At 51.1% G+C, this 19,289-nt stretch carries 14 protein-coding genes; 7 read left to right on the top strand and 7 right to left on the bottom strand.

All coding sequences use genetic code 11. The features are described 5' to 3' along the window. Nucleotides 1–30: 30 nt before the first annotated feature. The 4 genes from KJY73_RS04595 to KJY73_RS04580 are packed head-to-tail and all read right to left on the bottom strand — an operon-like array spanning nucleotide 31 to nucleotide 4,468. Nucleotides 31–1,629 (bottom strand): glycoside hydrolase family 3 protein, encoded by a 1,599-nt coding sequence (locus KJY73_RS04595; protein ID WP_214340726.1) that lies wholly within the window; start codon nucleotides 1,627–1,629, stop codon nucleotides 31–33. Between the two features lie 14 nt (nucleotides 1,630–1,643). Beyond that, the gene (locus KJY73_RS04590; RefSeq protein WP_206592650.1) at nucleotides 1,644–2,432 is read right to left on the bottom strand and encodes an ATP-binding cassette domain-containing protein; all 789 of its coding nucleotides are present in this window, start codon (nucleotides 2,430–2,432) and stop codon (nucleotides 1,644–1,646) included. Further along, a complete protein-coding gene (locus tag KJY73_RS04585) occupies nucleotides 2,425–3,399 on the bottom strand; it encodes an ABC transporter permease (RefSeq protein WP_214340724.1) in 975 nt (324 codons plus the stop codon). The genes KJY73_RS04590 and KJY73_RS04585 overlap by 8 nt, the downstream gene beginning before the upstream one ends. A gap of 1 nt (nucleotide 3,400) precedes the next feature. Then, nucleotides 3,401–4,468 (bottom strand): substrate-binding domain-containing protein, encoded by a 1,068-nt coding sequence (locus KJY73_RS04580; RefSeq protein ID WP_214340722.1) that lies wholly within the window; start codon nucleotides 4,466–4,468, stop codon nucleotides 3,401–3,403. 160 nt (nucleotides 4,469–4,628) lie between these two features. On the opposite strand from KJY73_RS04580, the gene KJY73_RS04575 reads away from it, so the two are divergent. Both KJY73_RS04575 and KJY73_RS04570 read left to right on the top strand, forming a co-directional pair. Further along, complete coding sequence (locus KJY73_RS04575; RefSeq protein ID WP_214340720.1) at nucleotides 4,629–5,819, top strand: ROK family transcriptional regulator; 1,191 nt, start codon at nucleotides 4,629–4,631, stop codon at nucleotides 5,817–5,819. Nucleotides 5,820–5,916: 97 nt separating this feature from the next. Continuing rightward, nucleotides 5,917–6,363, top strand: a complete 447-nt coding sequence (locus KJY73_RS04570; protein ID WP_214340718.1) for a YybH family protein — start codon at nucleotides 5,917–5,919, stop codon at nucleotides 6,361–6,363. Nucleotides 6,364–6,384: 21 nt separating this feature from the next. Here the strand turns inward: KJY73_RS04570 and KJY73_RS04565 are convergent, their stop codons facing one another. Then, entirely contained in the window at nucleotides 6,385–8,427 is a 2,043-nt protein-coding gene (locus KJY73_RS04565) for a S9 family peptidase (RefSeq protein WP_214340716.1), read from the bottom strand. Between the two features lie 204 nt (nucleotides 8,428–8,631). Here KJY73_RS04565 and KJY73_RS04560 point away from each other — a divergent pair, with 204 nt between their 5' ends. Genes KJY73_RS04560 through smrA form a run of 4 tightly spaced genes read left to right on the top strand, consistent with a single transcriptional unit; the run spans nucleotide 8,632 to nucleotide 12,602 of the window. Continuing rightward, nucleotides 8,632–9,774, top strand: coding sequence for a paraquat-inducible protein A (locus KJY73_RS04560; protein WP_214340714.1), 1,143 nt, complete (start codon nucleotides 8,632–8,634; stop codon nucleotides 9,772–9,774). Then, the gene (gene pqiB / locus KJY73_RS04555) at nucleotides 9,764–11,416 is read left to right on the top strand and encodes an intermembrane transport protein PqiB (RefSeq protein WP_214340712.1); all 1,653 of its coding nucleotides are present in this window, start codon (nucleotides 9,764–9,766) and stop codon (nucleotides 11,414–11,416) included. Before KJY73_RS04560 ends, pqiB begins: the two co-directional genes overlap by 11 nt. Next, nucleotides 11,416–11,976: a PqiC family protein gene (locus KJY73_RS04550; protein WP_214340710.1), complete on the top strand. Its 561-nt coding sequence runs from the start codon at nucleotides 11,416–11,418 to the stop codon at nucleotides 11,974–11,976. Before pqiB ends, KJY73_RS04550 begins: the two co-directional genes overlap by 1 nt. Before the next feature lie 44 nt (nucleotides 11,977–12,020). Further along, nucleotides 12,021–12,602, top strand: a complete 582-nt coding sequence (smrA, locus tag KJY73_RS04545; RefSeq protein WP_206592641.1) for a DNA endonuclease SmrA — start codon at nucleotides 12,021–12,023, stop codon at nucleotides 12,600–12,602. On the opposite strand, the gene KJY73_RS04540 is transcribed toward smrA, so the two are convergent. Then, complete coding sequence (locus KJY73_RS04540; protein ID WP_206592640.1) at nucleotides 12,574–12,720, bottom strand: hypothetical protein; 147 nt, start codon at nucleotides 12,718–12,720, stop codon at nucleotides 12,574–12,576. The two genes, smrA and KJY73_RS04540, sit on opposite strands and share 29 nt — an antisense overlap. Before the next feature lie 884 nt (nucleotides 12,721–13,604). Next, nucleotides 13,605–17,486, bottom strand: coding sequence for a phosphoribosylformylglycinamidine synthase (purL, locus tag KJY73_RS04535; protein WP_214340708.1), 3,882 nt, complete (start codon nucleotides 17,484–17,486; stop codon nucleotides 13,605–13,607). A gap of 266 nt (nucleotides 17,487–17,752) precedes the next feature. Here purL and mltF point away from each other — a divergent pair, with 266 nt between their 5' ends. Beyond that, nucleotides 17,753–19,192, top strand: coding sequence for a membrane-bound lytic murein transglycosylase MltF (gene mltF, locus KJY73_RS04530; RefSeq protein ID WP_232848391.1), 1,440 nt, complete (start codon nucleotides 17,753–17,755; stop codon nucleotides 19,190–19,192). The last annotated feature ends 97 nt before the right edge of the window (nucleotides 19,193–19,289 follow it).

Raw genomic sequence — 19,289 nt, 5'->3', positions numbered from 1 at the left:
TAGACTAATGTCAACTCTTTGTTAAAAAAGTTAATGATGGGTTATTAAAAACTCAGCCAGGGCCTGGGCTGACACCCAGCGACTTGAGTAAGTGCAGATACAACTTTGCACATCAGAGAAATGGCGGAGCGGGTAATCCGGACCTAACAACAACAAATGCAGGTTGTCCGGATACAGCGTGATTAACTGAGTCAGTCTCTGTCTTTGCTCAGGGTCAAAATCTTCACCGGGTAAGGGGTAATCTTCCCAAACGGCAAAAATAGGCTTGTCGGCGAAGCGTCCGTCAGGGGCATGCAAAAATGCCTGAAACTGCGTGAAACTCACCGGAATCAACTGATTTGGTCTTTTAGCTTGCAGCGCACTATACAACTCAGTGCTGGCTGCACGGGGATCATTGGGACCAATCCCACGGCTGTTCACCAGCAGCTCCTGGTTGGCAGGGTCTGCCAATGGAATAAAGTAGCAAGGCTGGTGCGGCGGTGGCAGTGGGGTTTGGGCACGAAGCTGCCTGATGGCCTTCTGTGCGGCCAGCAAAGACAAGGCTGCGTCCTGTTCTTGCCCAATAGCAGCAGGAGGTTTTTGCAGCTTCTGATAGCGCAATGTCAGTGCGTCACCCAGGCGGCTGTTTAGTACAGACTCGCTCAGTCGGCCCGTTTTAAACGCTGCAACCACCCCATCCAAAGTCGCTTGCTGTATGGCCTTATAGTCAGTTGTCTGATTCTCGTAGTGCTCTTCTGACAACATAATTAGGTGTGCTCCAGCCTCCAGAGCCATCAGAACCGCTTCCACCGGATCGTATTGGCGACGCATCGCCCACATATTCATACTGTCGGTAATAATGATGCCATTGAAGCCCATTTGCTGTTTTAGCAAATCCGTGAGAATAGCACTCGACAAGGTAGCAGGCTTAGCCGCATCCAGCTGGGGGAAGCGGATATGGCTGGTCATGACCAAATCGACACCGCTGTCCACTGCGGCCTGAAAAGGCGCGAGATCCTCATTTATTAAGTGTTCTAGCGGCTTATCCACCACTGGTAAGGTTTGATGGCTGTCTTCGGCGGTATCACCGTGACCGGGAAAATGTTTGGCACAGGCCAGTACACCGCCTTGATGCAGCCCCTTAACCGCCGCTTTGACCTGACGACTTACGGCCTCAGGCCGCTCACCAAAGCTGCGCTGACCAATAATAGGATTATCCGGGTTAGCATTAACGTCTGCGCAAGGACCCAGAATACAGTTATAGCCGAGGGCCCCTATTTGCCGGGCGAACATCTGATAGACCTCACGGGTCAGGGTGTCGTCATCAGCTTTGCCCAAAGCCAGATTACCTGGTCCAAGATCCAGGTACTTAGTCAAAATACCCCAGGCACCTTCCTGATCCACTGCCAGCAATAAGGGCGCATCACAAGTACGAAGACTAGCCACATGTTGCAGATGACTGGCTAATGCGCTTGCCTGCTCCAGCGTGGCAGCATTATCGTCGGTGAGATAGAAGCCCCCCACATGGCGCTCTCTGACCAGATAGCTGGCATAGTCTTTATCCTGGCCGGCGAAAGCCAGTACAAAGAGTTGCCCGACTTTTTCCTCCAAGCTCATGGCGTCGATAAGCTGTTTGATATTACGCTGCATATCCTTTGCTCCTTTTATGCCGACTCAGCCAATTGCAATCCAGAGGCACCGGTAATCAGCGACACCAAATCGTTCTTGTCCACATCGGCAATGGCCACGTCTGCACTGCAGCGGCCTTGATAAAGCACTACGGCCCGGTCACAGGTATCCATCACATGCTGCATATTGTGGCTAATCAGTACCACAGCCACCCCCTGTGAACTGATTAACTTAATCAGTTCATTAACCTGAGCACTTTGCTCAACGCCCAAGGCGGCGGTCGGTTCATCCATAATCACTACTTCCGCACCCCAGCTGACCGCCCGGGCAATAGCCACAGCCTGGCGCTGCCCACCGGAAAGATTAATGATCTTTTCACTCAGGCTTGGGATCCGGCTATTCAGACGATTCAGGGATTTCTGACTACGTTTGGTCATGGCCTTGGTATCCAGCCAGCCAATCCAGCGCAGCAGCGGATTAGATGAACGGATCTCACGATTCAGATAAAGGTTCTGCACCACATCAAATTCGGGCACGATGGCCAGGTCCTGAAACACGGTTTCCACCCCCGCGTTTCTGGCGTCCATGGGTGAGTTAAATCTGACTGGTTTATCGGCAATCAGAATGTCCCCTTCATCGGGTGGATGAATCCCGGATATACACCTGACCAAGGTGGATTTACCGGCACCGTTGTCGCCCAACAGGCCAACCACTTCACCTTTATTGACTTTAAAGCTCACTCCACGCAGGGCTTCAACTCCGCCAAAACGTTTGGTGATACCTTTAACTTCCAGAATGGTCTGGCTTAATGCATTTCTAACCATTTCTTGCCTCCCTGGCACCAATGGCCACAGCGGTGATTAAAATCAGACCACGGGTGATCATTTGCTCGTCAGTTGAAAAGCCGGAAAGGATCAAGCCGTTGTTTATCATGCCCATCAGCCAGGAGCCGATGACCGCGCCAATAATGCTGACCCGTCCTCCAAACAGGCTGGCACCACCAATGGCCACGGCGGCAATCACGGTCAGCAAGTCAGCTTCCCCTAAGGTATAACGGGCACCAGCCAAGCGACCGGCGTACAGCAGACCGGCGATAGCGGCACATAAGGAGCACACCACCAGCGCTTTGATACGCACATTTTCGATACGAATACCCATGGCTCTTGCTGCATCAGGGCTGCCGCCCACCGCCAGCAGATGGCGACCAAACACTAATTTGTTCATCACCAGATAGCCGATCAGGGCGAAGATTATCGTCCACCACAGTAAGCCGGGAATACCCAGAAACTCACCATTACCAAACAAGGCCCTGAACATAGGATCGATAACAGGAATGGACTCAAGGTTACTGACCTGGCGGGTAATACCGGTGATCACCCCCATGGTGCCTAAAGTGATAAGTAAAGAGGAAACACGCAGCCGCTCAATCAGTAAGCCGTTAATCAGGCCAACCAATACGCCGGTTAGCAAAGCACCGGCCACGGCCAAAGGCATGCCCACATACTGCAACAAAATCGCCCCGACAATGGCACTTAGCGCCACCACCGAGCCGATGGATAAATCAATATGTCCCACGGCCAGCGCAAAACTCAGGCCCACGGCCATGATGGTTATAGGTGCCGTCTGGCGGATAATATTCATAAAATTGCTGAGGCTTAAAAAGCCCGTATCATTTAAGAACAGGGCAAAGCCCGCCAGCACAAGAATGAACATGTAATAAATAAAGTACTGTCGCTTTAGCAGCCTGGCACTCCAGTCATGGCGCCCCAGTACAGAGGAAGTGGTGGACATCTTAGTCTCCAAGAGCAAGGTTAATAATTCGCGGAACATCGGCCTGATAAGCTTGCTGCCAGACGTCCTTAATATTGTCACGGGTTACCAGGTCAAAAGGCACCAGAGTGAAAAGCGGAGCCTGTTCACCTAACTTTGCCAGCATGGCGATTCTGGCCATAGTAGCCCCTATTTCGTAAGGCCTATCAGAGACTGAGGCGAGCATATTGCCGCGCTGTGCCATATCCAGCAGGTTATTAACCCCCAAATCGTGAGACACCACTTTAACCTGCGTAAAGCCATCTCCTCTGAGGGCCTCTACCACACCTTCGGCGGCTGCATCCCAGGCCACATAAATCACATCAATGTCCGGGTGCCTAAGCATCATGGCTGAGGCGATGGCACTGGTATCTTGCTCTTTGACAAAGCCTTTGCGCGCCACAATGTCGATACCAGGATAAGCTTCCAATGCCTGTAAAAAGGCATTATCTCTGGTGTTGGTTACAAAGTAGTTCACATCATGGAAAATCACGCCCACCTTGCCTTTACCCTGCAAATACTGATTCACCGCCTCGGCCGCCATGTTGCCCATCCCCTGCATATCGTCAGATACGATACCGGCGTACTCTTTACCATGTACAAAACCAGGAATAGGATTACTGAGCAGTACAAGCCCGCTGCCATTATCTACGGCTTTTTGTAGCCCGACTTTGGCGCTGACACCGTCGATCACTAAAGACAGCAGCATGTCAGGCTTAAGTGCCTGGATATTTTCAATATCAGCCACCTGTTTGGCCGGGTCATATTGCGCATCCGTGGTCACCAGCACTTTTACACCATGACGCTCGAATGTCTCCTTAGCGCCACGGTTAACCGCACTGATCCAAGGGCTAGCGCCATGCCAAGCCATTGCTGCAGTCAATCCCATGCCTTTTAGTTTATACTGCTGAAGTTCATTAATGATGACCTCATTGGCTTTGGCAGCCTGCGCCAACGCCGCAACGAAATCCGTGTCGCCGTTGGTCTGGGCGATGGCCGGTGCCGCCAGCATCATCAGGCCACTCAGTAGTGGTATCAACTGCTTTCGCATTCACAACCCTATTACGTTAACTTTACATTTTCAGTTAGTGTAGAGACCACGAAACATATGTCAATCATTTTTACTTAACTATAAAAACGCGAAATAGTGCTGGCAGGGGTTGGCATAATACGTACAATGATCGCGCTAATTTGTACCCAGAGATCCTTAGTTGCAGGCTTCAAATTCCAAACAAAACAAAGCGTTAAATCTTAGGCTGGTGTTGTCGCATATTGCCACCCTTAGTCCCATTTCACGGGCTGAGATTGCCAAGATTACCGGACTGACCAAGCAAACCATTACCAATATGGTGGATGAACTGTTGGCTGCAGAACTGGTTGCTGAGTTAGGAATAAAGAAAGAAGGCGCTGTCGGCAAACCGTCAAAAATGCTGGCATTATCTGCCAAAGGCACATACAGCCTGGGCTTTCGGGTTTTCAGTGGTCACTGCCAGGTTGCCCTGTATAACCTCACTAACAACAAGTTAGGTGAAATGCAGATTGAGCGCACTACGCCGTTGGAGCAGGGTTTGCAGCACGCTGCGCAAAGCTTGTTGAATGAGCATAAGGTCAGCAATGAATCTGTGCTTGGGGCAGGCCTTAGCTTTGTAGACCAGTTCGATCAGCACTATCCCAGCCATCAAGCCAGGCAGAAATTTGCCCAATTACTGGCTGACAAGCTCAGTCTGCCAACGGTATTGGAAACAACCGCCGCCGCCTGTGCGGCCTGCCATATGCTGCATGGCGAAGCCAAGGGGTTGAACAGCTTTGTTTATATTCACCTGGGTTTACAAATTGAAGCCGCGGTGGTGCATAGCCGCAGAATTATGCTGGGTCATAATCAGCTGACCGGCGCCCTGGGTGAGATTTTTGTGACACCAGAGACCAGCGGTAAAGATGCAGAGTTAGGTAGATTAAATGATTTTGCCTCCCTGGATGCCCTGCGCCAACAAAGCCGTCAACCCAATATGGATTTGGCCGCCATGTCGTCCTTGCTGGATGAACAACCTCAGTTAGTTCAGCGCTGGCTGGAACTAGCGGCAGAACCCATGCGCATTGCCATACATATGCTGGAATCTGTGCTAAATAGTCAGACCATTATATTTGGTGGAGATATCACTCCCGAATTGCTGGACTTGCTGATAGCTCGGTTGCGCCCATTGATCCCATCCATTGCCCAGCATGGTGAACGGGATGTGCCAAGAATGATCAAAACCCCCAATGTGCAGGATATTGCCATCAGTGGTGTCGCCACCCTGCCCTTGCACAGTGCGCTGGATATGACCCAACCCTATGCCGCGTACTTGCCACAGATGTCTGAGCTGTCAACAAAGCAAGCATTACTCTTTGTTGGCCCTCAATAACAAGCACTTAGCCCGTATCCCCGTATTTTACCTGTTTGCCTTGGCCTGACCTCTGAACATGGCTTATACCTAAGGCCAGACAAAACAGGAGTTAGCCATGTTAAAACCCACCGACGTAACAATTGCGACCTTATTAAGCTTGTGTATTCAGTCTGTCCAGGCCTCAGACACGGCCATTAAGCAGGTATGGCAAGCGGAAGCCGCGTTTGCACAAAGCATGGCCGATAGAGACTTTGCACGTTTCGCGACTTTGGTCTCAGAGTACGCCGTCTTTTTTAATGGAGAGTCCGTATCCAGGGGAAAACCTCAGGTACTAGCACAGTGGCAAGGCTACTTTAATAGCGAAGCCGCGCCATTTTCCTGGCAACCAGAACAGGTGGAAGTATTAGCATCCGGGCAACTTGCGCATAGCAGTGGACCGGTGTTCAATGCTGCCGGACAACAGGTTGCCACCTTTAATTCGGTGTGGCAAAAAGAAGCGGATGGGGTATGGCGAGTGGTGTTTGATAAGGGCACCCCGCGGTGCCCTTCAAAAGAACGCTAGATGCGCTCTGCTCTTCTATCATTAGTGGTTTTGCGTTTTTTTATAACGTTCAAACCACGCCAGGGTATGCTCAATTTTCGCTATCATTCTGGACGGCTTGCCCGCAATACCATGGGGAGCACCAGGCACTCTTACCAGCACAGTGTCCACTTTTTGTAGCTTAAGCGCCTGATAGTACTGCTCTGATTCAGATATTGGCGTACGTCTGTCGGCTTCGCCAGTCAGAATCAGGGCTGGCGTCTTCACATTAGCGACCAAGGATAAAGGCGAACGCTGCCAGTAATGCGCCAGATTATCCCAAGGCATGCCGGGAAACTGGTTGCGGATCTGGCCAAGGTAGCTGTCGGCAGTTAATACCTTACTAACCCAGTTAATCACCGGCTTGGTAATTGCCGCGGCATTGAACCTGTCGGTTAATCCAATAGCATACGCGGTGGCAATACCTCCCGCAGAGCCCCCCGCAATAAACAGATTGTCCTGGTCGATAAAGCCCTTGGCTATCATGGCATCCACCCCGGAATTATGATCGGCAAAGTCTTCCTTGGAGCTGTATTTGCCATCCAGCAACATAGCAAATCGCTCTCCGTAAGAGGTGCTGCCGCGATGATTGTCGTAGAAAACTACATAACCTTCTGCGGCATAGCGCTGTAGCTCAGCGGCAAAATGCGGACCATAGGCCAGATGTGGACCACCATGGATCTCCAGTAGCAAAGGATACTTTTTGGTCGGGTCAAAATCAGGCGGTGTGATATACCAGCCCTGAATTTTCTCGCCGTCAAAGGAAGAGGCATACTCAATTTCATGCACCTGCCCCAACTCTTTGTGGGCAAGCAAGTCTTCATTTAGTGCCGTCAATTGACGCGTCTTACCTTTGTACAGATAACCAACGTCTGCAGGGCGCTGTGCATTGCCACTGGTAAAGGCAATGGCGCCGTTATCTGCCAGGCTGAACTGGCCACTAATGTAAGGGCGCCCTAAACTGGTTCCGGACAGGGTGTCGGTCAATTCTTTGAGTTTTCCTGACAAGTTCAGCTCGGCAAGCTTACGTTTACCCTTGTCGTCATATTGGATCACTAAATTACGGCTGGCCTGCCACGCCAGGGCATCCACTGAGCGGTCCAGCTTCTCGGTTAACACTTTCGTGTCTTTGCTGTCCCATTTCATCAGCGCCACTCGGCTGGTGTGATATGGTACGGGCTCATTCCCTTCTTGCAAGTAAGCCAGGTATTTACCGTCCGCACTGAAGCTTGGCTGACTTTCACTGCCGGGCTGTTCCGTCAAGGTGGTTAGCTGACCACTTTGCACATCCACCTGGTGCAGGTCGGACTCACCAGTTTGATATTCCCACTCTGGGTGGAAGTTAGCGGAAAAGACAATAGACTTGCCATCAGGATGCCAGGCGAGCGGCCCTTGGTGCTGAAAATCGCCATGAGTTAACTGTCTGGGCGTACCGCCGGTGGCTGGCAATACAAAAATTTGTTTAAACACAGGCTCAAGCAGACCTCGGCCATCAGCCTGGTAGCGCACCTTATCGACAATAATAGGTTCCTCCGCCCACTTAGCCCCTTTAGGCTTAGTCAGGCGTTTCACCGATTTAGCATAGTCAGATTTCCCTTGGGGAACATCCATGGTAAAGGCCAGCCACTGACCATCAGGCGACCAGCTTAAGTTGCTCACACCGCGTTGCAATTGTGTCAGTACGGCACTCTTGCCCTGTGCCAACCAATAAAGGTGAAGTTGCCGACTACCGCTTGCATCCGAGATATAGGCCAATTTACTACCGTCAGGCGACCAGCGAGGCTGGCTGTAGTTGTGCCCATCGGCCAGCAGAGGCAAGTCGAGTTGCTTATCCAGATTGTACAGCCACAGACTATGACGATTACCATCGGTCATAATGTCGTAGCCACTGCGCACATAAGCAATTTGCTCACCATCACGGCTTATTTGTACATCACTGGCATATTCCAAAGCGAAGATGTCTTCGGCGTTAAACTTGCTGTCCTGCGCTATGGCGTTGCCTGCCAATAACACTGACCCGACTAGCAAGGTGGTTTTTATTGTCATGTTAGTTATTCCACTGATTGGGTTTTCGCTACCTTAAGAATAAAAGCCGCGGGGAACAAGTCTGGGCAGGATTAACCCCAGACATTTCACGCCCGGCAACCTGTACAAGCTGGGCGACAAATCTAAACAATTCTTGGGCTTGCAGATCTTAAGGTGGGATGATTACACTGGGTCTATGTCCGCAAAGGAACCGTCGATTTTCCGATGTCTGCCACCCAGCATATCCGCTGCCACGAATGTGATCTCAAGGTTCAGATCCCGCTTCTGGCACATCGCCAGAAGGCGGTCTGTCCCCGATGTGGTTACCTGCTTAGCCAGTACCGATACCTGGCGCTGGATAAGATCCTGGCATTCAGCCTGGCTGGCTTGTTCTTTTTAGTGGCCTCCCTGCCATTCGATTTTATGATCTTCGATGTACGTGGCCAGTTTCAAACCATGAGTATGCCGCTGAGCATAACGACCTTGGTAGAGCAGGATTATCTGATGTTGGCAGTACTGCAAATTCTGGCCATCTATGTGATTCCTGCCTGTATTCTCTGTGGCCTGACATACCTGACAGTGTTTATCCGAAACGGCCAATATCCACCGCGCGGAGCCTGGGTAAAAAAGCTGGTGTTTACCTTACTGCCTTGGAGCATGGCCGAAATCTTTTTAATCGGAGCCCTGATCAGCCTGATAAAAATGCAGTCAATTGCGGTGATTGAGCTAGGTATGTCGTTCTACGCCTACCTGCTATTTACCTTGTGCCTGGTCACTGTGGTGCTGTATCTGGATGAATTTCAACTGACCGACCGCCTAAGAGAATTGGGGGAAGACCGCTGGCAATCTGCCAAACGCATTCCCCCCTCTCGCCGCAAGACAGTGCAACGTACCTGGGCCCTGCTGATAGCCTCGGTCATTTTGTATATTCCTGCCAACTTGTTTCCTATTATGACCACCATGTTGCTTGGTGTTGAAGAGCCCAATACCATATTGGGTGGTGTAATTACCTTGTGGCGGGGCGGCTCTTACCCTATTGCCTTGATAATTTTTGTCGCCAGCCTGTTTATTCCCATCGCTAAATTGCTGGTGCTGGCGTGGCTGAATTACAGCATCCAGACCAACAGCCCGAGCTTGCGCCTATGGCGAACCCGGCTCTACCGAATCACCGATTTTATTGGTCGCTGGTCAATGATTGATGTCTTTGTCGTTGCCATACTGGTCAGTCTGGTACAACTGGGTAATACCATGGCAGTGTATCCGGGACCGGCAGCCCTGGCTTTTTCCGCGGTTGTGCTGCTCACCATGCTGGCGGCGAACAGTTTTGATGCACGATTGATTTGGAACCATAAACAAGATGACAGATAACTCTGAACTACAGCAAGCCCGTGTCGAACCGGTCACCAGTTGGTCCAAGGTTTGGCTGATCCCGCTGCTCGCTTTAGGGGTCGGGGTATGGATGGTTTATCATCAACTAAGCCAGCAAGGACCAATGATTCAAATCGAGTTTCGTTCAGCAGAAGGGTTGGAACCAGGAAAAACCAAAATTCGCGCACGGGATGTAGAAGTAGGATTGGTCAAAGAGATTACGCTTGGAAAGGACCTCAGCAGCGTTTTGGTGACCGCCAGAATGACAGCAGATGCCGCCCCTTTGCTGACACAAGATGCTAATTTTTGGGTGGTCAGACCCAAGGTTAGCCTAAGTGGCATCAGCGGTCTGTCGACATTACTTTCAGGCGCTTATATCAAGCTTGAACCAGGCAACAGTAGCGAGCAAGCCTTGCAATTTAATGGCCTGGATACGCCACCGCTCACCCCTGCTGGTGCGCCAGGCTTACATCTGACCTTATCCAGTGGGCAAGACTTTGCCTATGCGGCCGGAGACCCGATTTTGTACAAAGGCATGGAAGTGGGCAAAATTGACCATGTACATTTCAACGTGGCCGAGCGCACGGTTTACTACAATGCCTTTATTCAAGCGCCCTATGACAAACTGATCACCACCCATACCCGCTTCTGGAATATCAGCGGCGTCAAAATGGATCTAAGCGCAGAAGGGGTTAGCGTACAATCCGGCACCTTCCAAACTTTACTGACCAACGGCGTCACCTTTGGCGTACCTGAGCATCTGCCCCAAGGTGAGATTGTCAAAGAGCGCACCTATTTCAAAGTGTACCCAGACTATGAGCAAGCCACAGCTCCGGACTACAAGTTCAGTAAAGAGTTCTTATTGCTGTTCAATGATTCAGTGAAGGGCCTATATGCCGGCGCCCCTGTTACCTATCGGGGCCTGAACATAGGTAAAGTCCTTTCTGTGAATCTTCCCTTGGGACTGCCTAAGGCCTATTTGGACACCCACTATCAGATCCCGGTACTTATCGCGCTTTACCCTGGACTGGTCGGAATGAGTGATGATGTCGCCGGTCGTCGGTTGTTGGTTGAGCAAATGGATGAATGGCTGCAAAACGGCCTGCGAGCCTCTCTTGGTAACGGCAATCTGCTAACCGGCAAGCAACTGATTGAGCTGTCTTATGCCCCAACCCAGGAAAATGATATGCAGCTCGCCAAAGTGCAAGATTACCGGCTTATTCCCACAGTTTCTGGTGAGCTATCCCAACTTACCGAGAAGTTCTCAGCACTGCTGGATAAGTTCAATGCCCTACCACTGCAAGACTTAAGCAACAACGTTAATGACATGCTGACCAGCAGCGCTCAAACCATGCAGGAGCTGCAGACCACCTTGCAGGATATGCAATCCATGCTGGGCGATGTTAAGGAACAAAAGTTAATCAGCCAGTTAAGTGCCACTTTGAACAGCGTAGAGAAATTTGCGCAAGACTTCTCCCAAGGTTCGAGCACCCAAGGGGACATTCAGCAAACCTTGCAGCAAATCCAACGCACCTTGCAACAAAGCCAGCCACTGCTGCAACAATTAAACCAGTCACCTAATCGCCTGATTTTCTCAGGTCAGGGCGAAGAGCCCACACCTAAGGCCAAAGGAGCGCAATAATGCGAATAATCATCACGCTATCTACCCTGTTTGCGCTGGCGGCCTGCAGCAGTGCGCCGCCATCTTTGCAGTACTATTTGCTTGACTCCCCGGCCAAGGTCTCAGCGCCACACACCCAGACCAAAAGGCAGATACGTCTTGAGTTACTGCCCCTACCCGAATATCTACAACAAGATGGTCTGGTCATGCGTTTGTCAGACAGCTCACTGCATGTCTCCCGCCAACACTTGTGGGCACAGGCCCTGCAACAAAGCGTGCCACAGGTGTTAGTGGATGCGCTGAACAATCACCAAGAAGTACGCTTTGTAACCCAAAACGAGCCTGGCGCGCTACAAGCCGGAGAGCGTCTGGTAATACAGATCCGTCACTTACTTATCGACCAGCAGCAAGGTGCGATATTAAGTGCGCAGTACTGGTTGCTCGACCAACAAGGAAGCATCCATTTTCAGGGCAGCTTTAACCAATCCCAGCAGATGGCACATGACGGTTATCCACATGCGGTGGAAAACTTGCAGCTGTTACTTAAAAACCTGGCTGCACAGATCCAAACCGAGCTGTAAGGCGTAATCCCTTGGGTATAATAGCAGGCAAGAGGAAGGGTGATATGCAAGACAACCAGCAATCCGACGATTTTCTGCAAGCAATGAGTGATGTCACACCTATTGCACAGGACAACAGGGTTATCAATCTTGCTCCCAACACTATCACGCTGGCGCAGCACTTAAAGCGTCAGGCCCTGGAAAAACAGCAACAGCAAGACGGCAATTATCTGAGTGTGGAAAAGGTCGATCCCATCGATCCCCATGATTTTCTCGACTATAAAAAAGACGGAGTACAAGAAGGGGTACATAAAAAACTTCGCCTTGGCCAATATCAGATTGACGAGATCCTAAATCTGCAAATGCAGCCCATCGAAACTGCGCGACATAATTTGTTTGAAACTCTGATGCAGTCGCACCGGCGGGGAATTCGGACTCTGTTGATCCAACATGGCCTGGGGTTACACAGCAAACCTTTTCCCGCCTTACTGAAAAGCTATGTAAATCAGTGGCTAAAGCAAATTCCACAGGTGTTGGCCTTTCATACGGCGCAAAAACACCATGGCGGCCTGGCAGCCACCTATGTACTGTTAAAGAAAAGCGAGCAACAGCGTCTGATTAATCGTGAACGTCACCAGAAACGCTAAACTCTTGCTGCGTCATGGCCGCAGCGTCGGCCCTGGCACCAAAGAACGCGGTGATAACCATAATGATCACCACAAATACCACGCCTGCCAGACCAAAACCTCTCGATGAGCGATTCATAAACTGTCTCTGTTATTATTTTTTACTGTCTACAAATCCATGCTCGGCTCCCTCTCCCTCCGGTATTTCCGCATCTGCCAAACCGACAGCTGAAAGAGCCTGGTTTCGAAACCAGCAACAAGTCATCACACTTAGTTACGAAACGGTACAAATACTAAACACAGTTTATTTATTTAACAACAGCTTAGCGAAAAAAATGTCAATTTTTTGGCGAAAAAGATGGTTATCCCCACAAAATTCTCAAGTTCAGCCCCATTTCAGCAACTTTTCCTGAAAGATCAAAGCCTGATCGCCTCACCTCAGCAAATCTTGCAAGAACTAGGGTAGAACAGGTAGCTAAAATCATGGAAAGGGTGAAAGCAAAGAAACGAAGGTAGGCGCTAACCCCGCTTAGGTAGATGGAACGCAGATTAGTAACACTGCCTATTGGTTGCAGATTCACAAGCGGCATTAGGTATATCAAAGAAGGGTAGCAGACTGGGAGCAAGTACTAAGCCTTCGTGAACATCGTTGTGCCAGAGAGAGTGGCGAGAATGCACGACTCCAAGGATGGAGGAGGTAGAGCGACTCAGTAGACTAAGCCGAGGAGCACCATAGCACCGGAGTGCTATGGAACAGCTTTAGCTGGCCTGCATTGCAGGTAAGCTACATGGAAGTAGCTTATAATTTTCGGCCCGTTCGTCCTGAACATCGCTGCCCCTTGGCATCCGTGCCACCGCAGCATACGCGCTCCAGGGATGGAGTTAGTGGCGAAAATGCAGGAGCAATTTTCGGCCCGTTCGTCCTGAACATCGCTGCTCCTTGGCATCCGTGCCACCGCAGCATACCGTTCGTCCTGAACATAAAAGCGGACCTGATGGTCCGCTTTTTTTAGCCTTTATGGCTTATCCGACAAACACTCTGGCGTTGCGGAAGATGCGCATCCATGGGCTGTCTTCCTGCCACTCATCCGGGTGCCAGGAGTTAGCCACAGTACGGAAGACCCGCTCAGGGTGCGGCATCATAATAGTGGCTCGCCCATCGGCGCTGGTCAGCCCCGTGATCCCAAGCGGTGAACCATTAGGGTTAGCCGGATATTGCTCAGTGACCTTGCCATAGTTATCCACATAACGCAGGGCTGCCGACTGGTTGTCCAACACCGCCTGAGGACCAGATTGCAGTGCAAACTCGGCACGTCCCTCACCATGAGAAACCGCTACCGGCATTCTTGAACCCGCCATACCTTGCAGTAGTACAGAGTTAGACTCCATCACTTCCACCATGGCAAAACGCGCTTCAAAACGCTCGCTACGGTTGGTCACAAAGTGTGGCCACAAATCGGCGCCGGGGATCAGGCTCTTCAGATTAGACATCATCTGACAACCGTTACACACCCCCAACGAGAAGGTCTCATTGCGATGGAAGAAACGGCTGAACTGCTCGCGCGCCATGTCATTAAACAGGATGGACTTGGCCCAGCCTTCGCCGGCACCCAGTACGTCACCGTAAGAGAAGCCACCACAAGCCACCAGGCCTTGGAACTGCTCCAGGGTAATACGACCCGACAGAATGTCGCTCATATGCACGTCGATGGCATTGAAACCGGCGCGGCTAAATGCAGCCGCCATTTCCACATGGGAGTTAACCCCTTGCTCACGCAGGATAGCCACCTTAGGCTGAACACCTTTAGCAATATAAGGCGCCGCTACATCCTGATTTAAGTCGAAGCTTAAACTGGCGTGCAAGCCTGGGTTTGCTGTATCGGTTTTAATTGCCAGCTCTTGGGCAACACAGTCTGGGTTATCACGCATAGATTGGATTTGATGCGTGGTTTGCGCCCACAGTGCACGGTAATGACTGCGGGTTTCAGACAGCACACTCTGACCAGCTAAGGTGAACTGCAATCGATCATCGCTAACCGGCTCACCAATCACATGTACTAACGCCGCCAAACCATTGTCAGCAAATACCTGCTTAATGTCATCCAGCTTGGCCGCCGGCACTTGCAATACCGCACCCAGCTCTTCGTTGTAAAGCGCGGCCAGGGCATCCCCCAAACCATCCAACTGAACATTTGCACCACAGTTGCCGGCAAACGCCATCTCAGCGATGGTGGTAAACAAACCACCGTCTGATCTGTCGTGATAAGCCCATACCAGTCCCTGACGGTTCAGGGTCTGCACGGCATTAAACATACCACGCAGCAATTCAGGGTTATCCAGATCCGGTGCTTGGTCGCCCAACTGGTCATAAACCTGAGCCAAACAGGAAGCACCCAAACGGTTCTGACCGGCACCCAGGTCAATCAGCACTAACTTAGAGTCACCTTTATCCAGTCGCAGTTGCGGGGTCAGGGTACGGCGTACATCTTCAACCCGGGCAAAGGCAGTAATGACCAATGAGAGCGGCGCAGTGACGGCCTTTTCGGCACCATTATCCTGCCAACGCATCTTCATAGACATGCTGTCTTTACCCACAGGAATAGTTAAATCCAGTGCCGGGCAAAGCTCTTCGCCCACGGCTTTCACCGCTTCATACAATCCAGCATCTTCACCAGGGTGACCGGCTGCGGCCATCCAGTTAGCGGAGAGTTTAATGCGTTTCAGCTCACCAATATCGGCGGCAGCAATGTTGGTAATGGCTTCGGCCACTGCCATTCTTGCAGAAGCACCGTGGCTAAGCAGTGCCACCGGGGTGCGCTCACCCATGGCCATGGCTTCACCGTGGTAAGTATCATAACCGGCGGCAGTAACTGCCACGTCGGCCACCGGGATCTGCCAGGGACCCACCATCTGGTCACGATTAACCAAACCGGTTACCGTGCGATCGCCTATGGTGATCAGGAAGGTTTTTTCAGCAATAGTCGGCAATTGCAGCAAACGCTCTGCCGCCTCGGCCAGGCTAATCTGCTCAGTTACCAGTGCTGAGCCTGTCACTTGCAGCGACTGTACATCGCGATGCATTTTGGGTGGTTTGCCCAGCAATACATCCAGCGGCAAATCCACTGGCTTATTGCCAAAATGGCTGTCGGCCAACGTCAGGTGAGGTTCTTCGGTAGCTTCGCCAACCACAGCAAAAGGTGCGCGCTCACGCTCACAGATTGCCGCAAAGCGCTCTAGGTTATGTGGCGCAACGGCCAGTACATAACGCTCCTGAGACTCGTTACACCAGACCTGCAAAGGTGACATACCCGGTTCATCGTTAGGGACATTGCGCAGTTGGAACTGACCGCCACGACCACCGTCGTTAACCAGCTCAGGGAAGGCATTAGACAAACCACCCGCCCCCACATCGTGGATAAACTGGATTGGGTTGTCTTCGCCAAGCTGCCAGCAGCGATCAATCACTTCCTGACAACGACGTTCGATTTCAGGGTTGTCACGCTGTACAGAAGCAAAATCCAGATCTTCATTGGACTGACCTGCCGCCATGGAAGAGGCTGCACCGCCGCCCAGACCGATATTCATCGCCGGGCCACCCAGTACAATCAGCTTAGCGCCAACAGGGATATCGGCTTTTTGCGTATGTTGAGCACGAATGTTGCCCATACCACCGGCCAGCATAATCGGCTTGTGATAACCACGCACTTCTTCGCCGTTAAAGCTATTAACTTGCTGCTCGTAAGTACGGAAGTAGCCGAGAATGTTCGGACGACCAAATTCGTTATTAAAGGCAGCGCCGCCGAGCGGGCCTTCAATCATAATATCCAGGGCGCTAGCGATATGTCCGGGTTTACCGAAGTCTTGCTCCCAGGGTTGCTGGTTGCCCGGCAAACGCAGGTTAGATACGGAAAAGCCCACCAAACCAGCTTTAGGTTTTGCGCCACGGCCGGTTGCCCCTTCATCACGGATCTCACCACCTGAGCCGGTTGCGGCACCAGGGAAAGGTGAAATAGCTGTTGGGTGGTTATGGGTTTCCACCTTCATCAGAATATCGATATTCTCATGGTGGTATTGATACGAACCTGAATCCGGAGATGGGAAAAAACGTCCGGCATAGGAGCCTTCCATCACCGCAGCATTGTCTTTGTATGCGGAATGCACATAGTCAGGGCAATGTTCAAAGGTGTTTTTAATCATTTTGAACAGTGACTTGGGCTGCTGCACACCGTCTATGGTCCAATCGGCGTTAAAAATCTTATGGCGACAATGCTCGGAGTTAGCCTGCGCAAACATGTAAAGCTCGACGTCATTGGGGTTACGACCCAGACGCTGGAAACTGCCAACCAGGTAGTCAATTTCATCTTCGGCAAGGGCCAAACCTAATTCCTGGTTGGCCTTTTCCAGGGCCGAGCGGCCCTGTCCCAGCACGTCCACACTGCTCATGGGTGCCGGCTGCTGTTCAACAAATAATGCCTGAGCCTGCTCCAGGCTGCTGAAAGTGGCTTCTGTCATGCGATCGTGCAACAACGCGGTAACTTCGCTTAACTTACCTGCTGGTACACCCTGCAGATAAAAAGCAATACCACGCTCTAAACGTTTAACCTTACTTAAACCACAGTTGTGGGCAATATCAGTTGCTTTGGATGACCAAGGCGAAATGGTACCAGGACGAGGCACAACCAGAACCAGTTCTCCATCGTTACTGTGGGCCCCGGCTTTGGGACCATACACCAGCAGGCTGTTTAACAGCTCGGCTTCGCGGTCAGTCAATTCACCACTCACTTGGGCAAAGTGGACGTACTCGGCGTACAGGCCGTTCACCTCCAGTTGCTGTTCGGCCAACTGCGTCAGCAGTTTTTGAATTCGAAAATCGGAAAGGGCTGGCGCACCGCGGAGGATTAGCATGTTTTAGTCATCCAAGTTGGTAGTTTAAGATTCATCCGCGCAGCTGCTATGGCGGATGATTCGCTCGTCAGGATTTTGCGCGGCGGATTATAGTCGAAAATGCCTCGTCTGATAAGCTTTGCGCTGCTCCGACCTTGAATCAGCTGTTTATGCAAAAATCCCTTACATTATTGGTGCTTGCCAGAGGGCATGAATCAACTCCGGGACTGGCACCAGCGTCTATTTTTCGTCACAATGGCGTCCTTCGGATTTTAAACAGGCAACCGATGGCCGTACTGCTGCCCCCCAAAATAATGCATAAACTCAAGGTTTTGCTGGTCGTTGCAACAGCCGTGTTGTTGGCATCCTGCGATCGCACACCGCCGCAAAGCAGCCTGGGGTTGGTGTTAGAGCGAGGCGTATTAAAAGTCGGTACGTTATATGGTTTAACGACTTACTATACCGGTGCAAGTGGTCCCGAAGGCTTTGAATATGAGCTTGCCAAAGGCTTTGCCGACTATCTGGGCGTTAAACTGGAAATATTTCCTTACTACAGCCTAAGTCAGTCTTTTTATCATTTAGAAGAGCAAAATCTGGATCTCTTAGCAGCGGAGCTCACCGTTACCGACCAGCGGGCCGAAAAATTCCGCTTCGGTCCCCCCTACCAGCAAGTCAGCCAGAAATTGGTGTTTAAACAAGGCAAAGAGCGGCCCCGGGAAGTCAGTGATTTAACCGGCAGCCTGGTCGTTGTAGCCGACTCCAGTCATACCGATACCTTGGAGCATTTAAAACAGCAGTATCCAGGCTTAAACTGGCAGGAAAGCAACGATATGGACTCCGAAGAACTGATGGAGGCCGTTATTGCTGAACAGTTTGATTACACCATCACCGACTCTAATATTCTGGCTTTGATGCGTCGCCGCCATCCCGAGCTTGCTATTGGCTTTACCCTGCAAGAACCTCAACGGGTGGCCTGGGCCATGAATAAGCAGCTTGATGACTCGTTATTTTCTGCCCTGCTGGACTACTTTGGCACGCTGCACCAATCCGGTCGACTGGCAGCGTTAGAAGATAAATACTTTGGTCATGTCAGGCAGTTTAATTACGTCGATACCCGACTGTTTATCCAGGCTGTGGATAATATTCTACCTAAATTCAGAAAATGGTTTGAAGGGCACGCGGGCGGCCTCGACTGGCGATTGCTGGCAGCCATGAGTTATCAGGAAAGCCATTGGGATCCCAAAGCGAAATCCCCCACCGGCGTGCGCGGTATGATGATGCTGACCTTACCTACTGCCAAGGATTTAGGTGTCACTTCCAGATTAGATGCCGAACAAAGTATTAGAGGCGGCTCCCAGTATCTGCAGGAATTGCTGCGGCGCGTACCCGATCGCATACGCGATCCCGATAGAGTCTGGTTTGCCCTGGCGGCCTATAACGTAGGCATGGGGCATCTGGAAGATGCCAGAGTATTAACTGAGCGTCAGGGTGCCAATCCCGATCTGTGGGTGGACGTTAAACTGCGACTGCCCATGTTACGCCAGAAAAAACACTACAAAACCACCAAGTACGGCTACGCACGTGGAGACGAGGCCGTAACCTATGTATCTAACATTCGTCGCTATTACGACACTCTGGTATGGCTAGAAGAACAGCGAGAGAAACAACTGCCACAAACGGAACCTGAATCGCAAAACGGAGAAGAAAAGTTACAAACTACCGATTGAAAGGGAATTAATCGCCATCATATCCTGTCTAACAAACAGCCTATGAAGAAAGCTTCAAAAAACTGTCACACTGATATGTAACAGTAAGGCTGTGATT

It is taken from the genome of Bowmanella yangjiangensis (assembly GCF_018531185.1).
GTDB classification, from domain to species: domain Bacteria; phylum Pseudomonadota; class Gammaproteobacteria; order Enterobacterales; family Alteromonadaceae; genus Bowmanella; species Bowmanella yangjiangensis.
The sequence above is the reverse complement of the archived record's forward strand: the minus strand, read 5'-3'. Positions and strand labels throughout refer to the sequence as shown.

Bases quoted from the DNA above. Each gene is read 5' to 3' on its own strand.
- KJY73_RS04595 (WP_214340726.1), bottom strand. From the start codon at position 1,629: ATGCAGCGTAATATCAAACAGCTTATCGACGCCATGAGCTTGGAGGAA.
- KJY73_RS04590 (WP_206592650.1), bottom strand. From the start codon at position 2,432: ATGGTTAGAAATGCATTAAGCCAGACCATTCTGGAAGTTAAAGGTATC.
- KJY73_RS04585 (WP_214340724.1), bottom strand. From the start codon at position 3,399: ATGTCCACCACTTCCTCTGTACTGGGGCGCCATGACTGGAGTGCCAGG.
- KJY73_RS04580 (WP_214340722.1), bottom strand. From the start codon at position 4,468: ATGCGAAAGCAGTTGATACCACTACTGAGTGGCCTGATGATGCTGGCG.
- KJY73_RS04570 (WP_214340718.1), top strand. From the start codon at position 5,917: ATGTTAAAACCCACCGACGTAACAATTGCGACCTTATTAAGCTTGTGT.
- KJY73_RS04565 (WP_214340716.1), bottom strand. From the start codon at position 8,427: ATGACAATAAAAACCACCTTGCTAGTCGGGTCAGTGTTATTGGCAGGC.
- KJY73_RS04560 (WP_214340714.1), top strand. From the start codon at position 8,632: ATGTCTGCCACCCAGCATATCCGCTGCCACGAATGTGATCTCAAGGTT.
- pqiB (WP_214340712.1), top strand. From the start codon at position 9,764: ATGACAGATAACTCTGAACTACAGCAAGCCCGTGTCGAACCGGTCACC.
- KJY73_RS04550 (WP_214340710.1), top strand. From the start codon at position 11,416: ATGCGAATAATCATCACGCTATCTACCCTGTTTGCGCTGGCGGCCTGC.
- smrA (WP_206592641.1), top strand. From the start codon at position 12,021: ATGCAAGACAACCAGCAATCCGACGATTTTCTGCAAGCAATGAGTGAT.
- KJY73_RS04540 (WP_206592640.1), bottom strand. From the start codon at position 12,720: ATGAATCGCTCATCGAGAGGTTTTGGTCTGGCAGGCGTGGTATTTGTG.
- purL (WP_214340708.1), bottom strand. From the start codon at position 17,486: ATGCTAATCCTCCGCGGTGCGCCAGCCCTTTCCGATTTTCGAATTCAA.
- mltF (WP_232848391.1), top strand. From the start codon at position 17,753: ATGGCCGTACTGCTGCCCCCCAAAATAATGCATAAACTCAAGGTTTTG.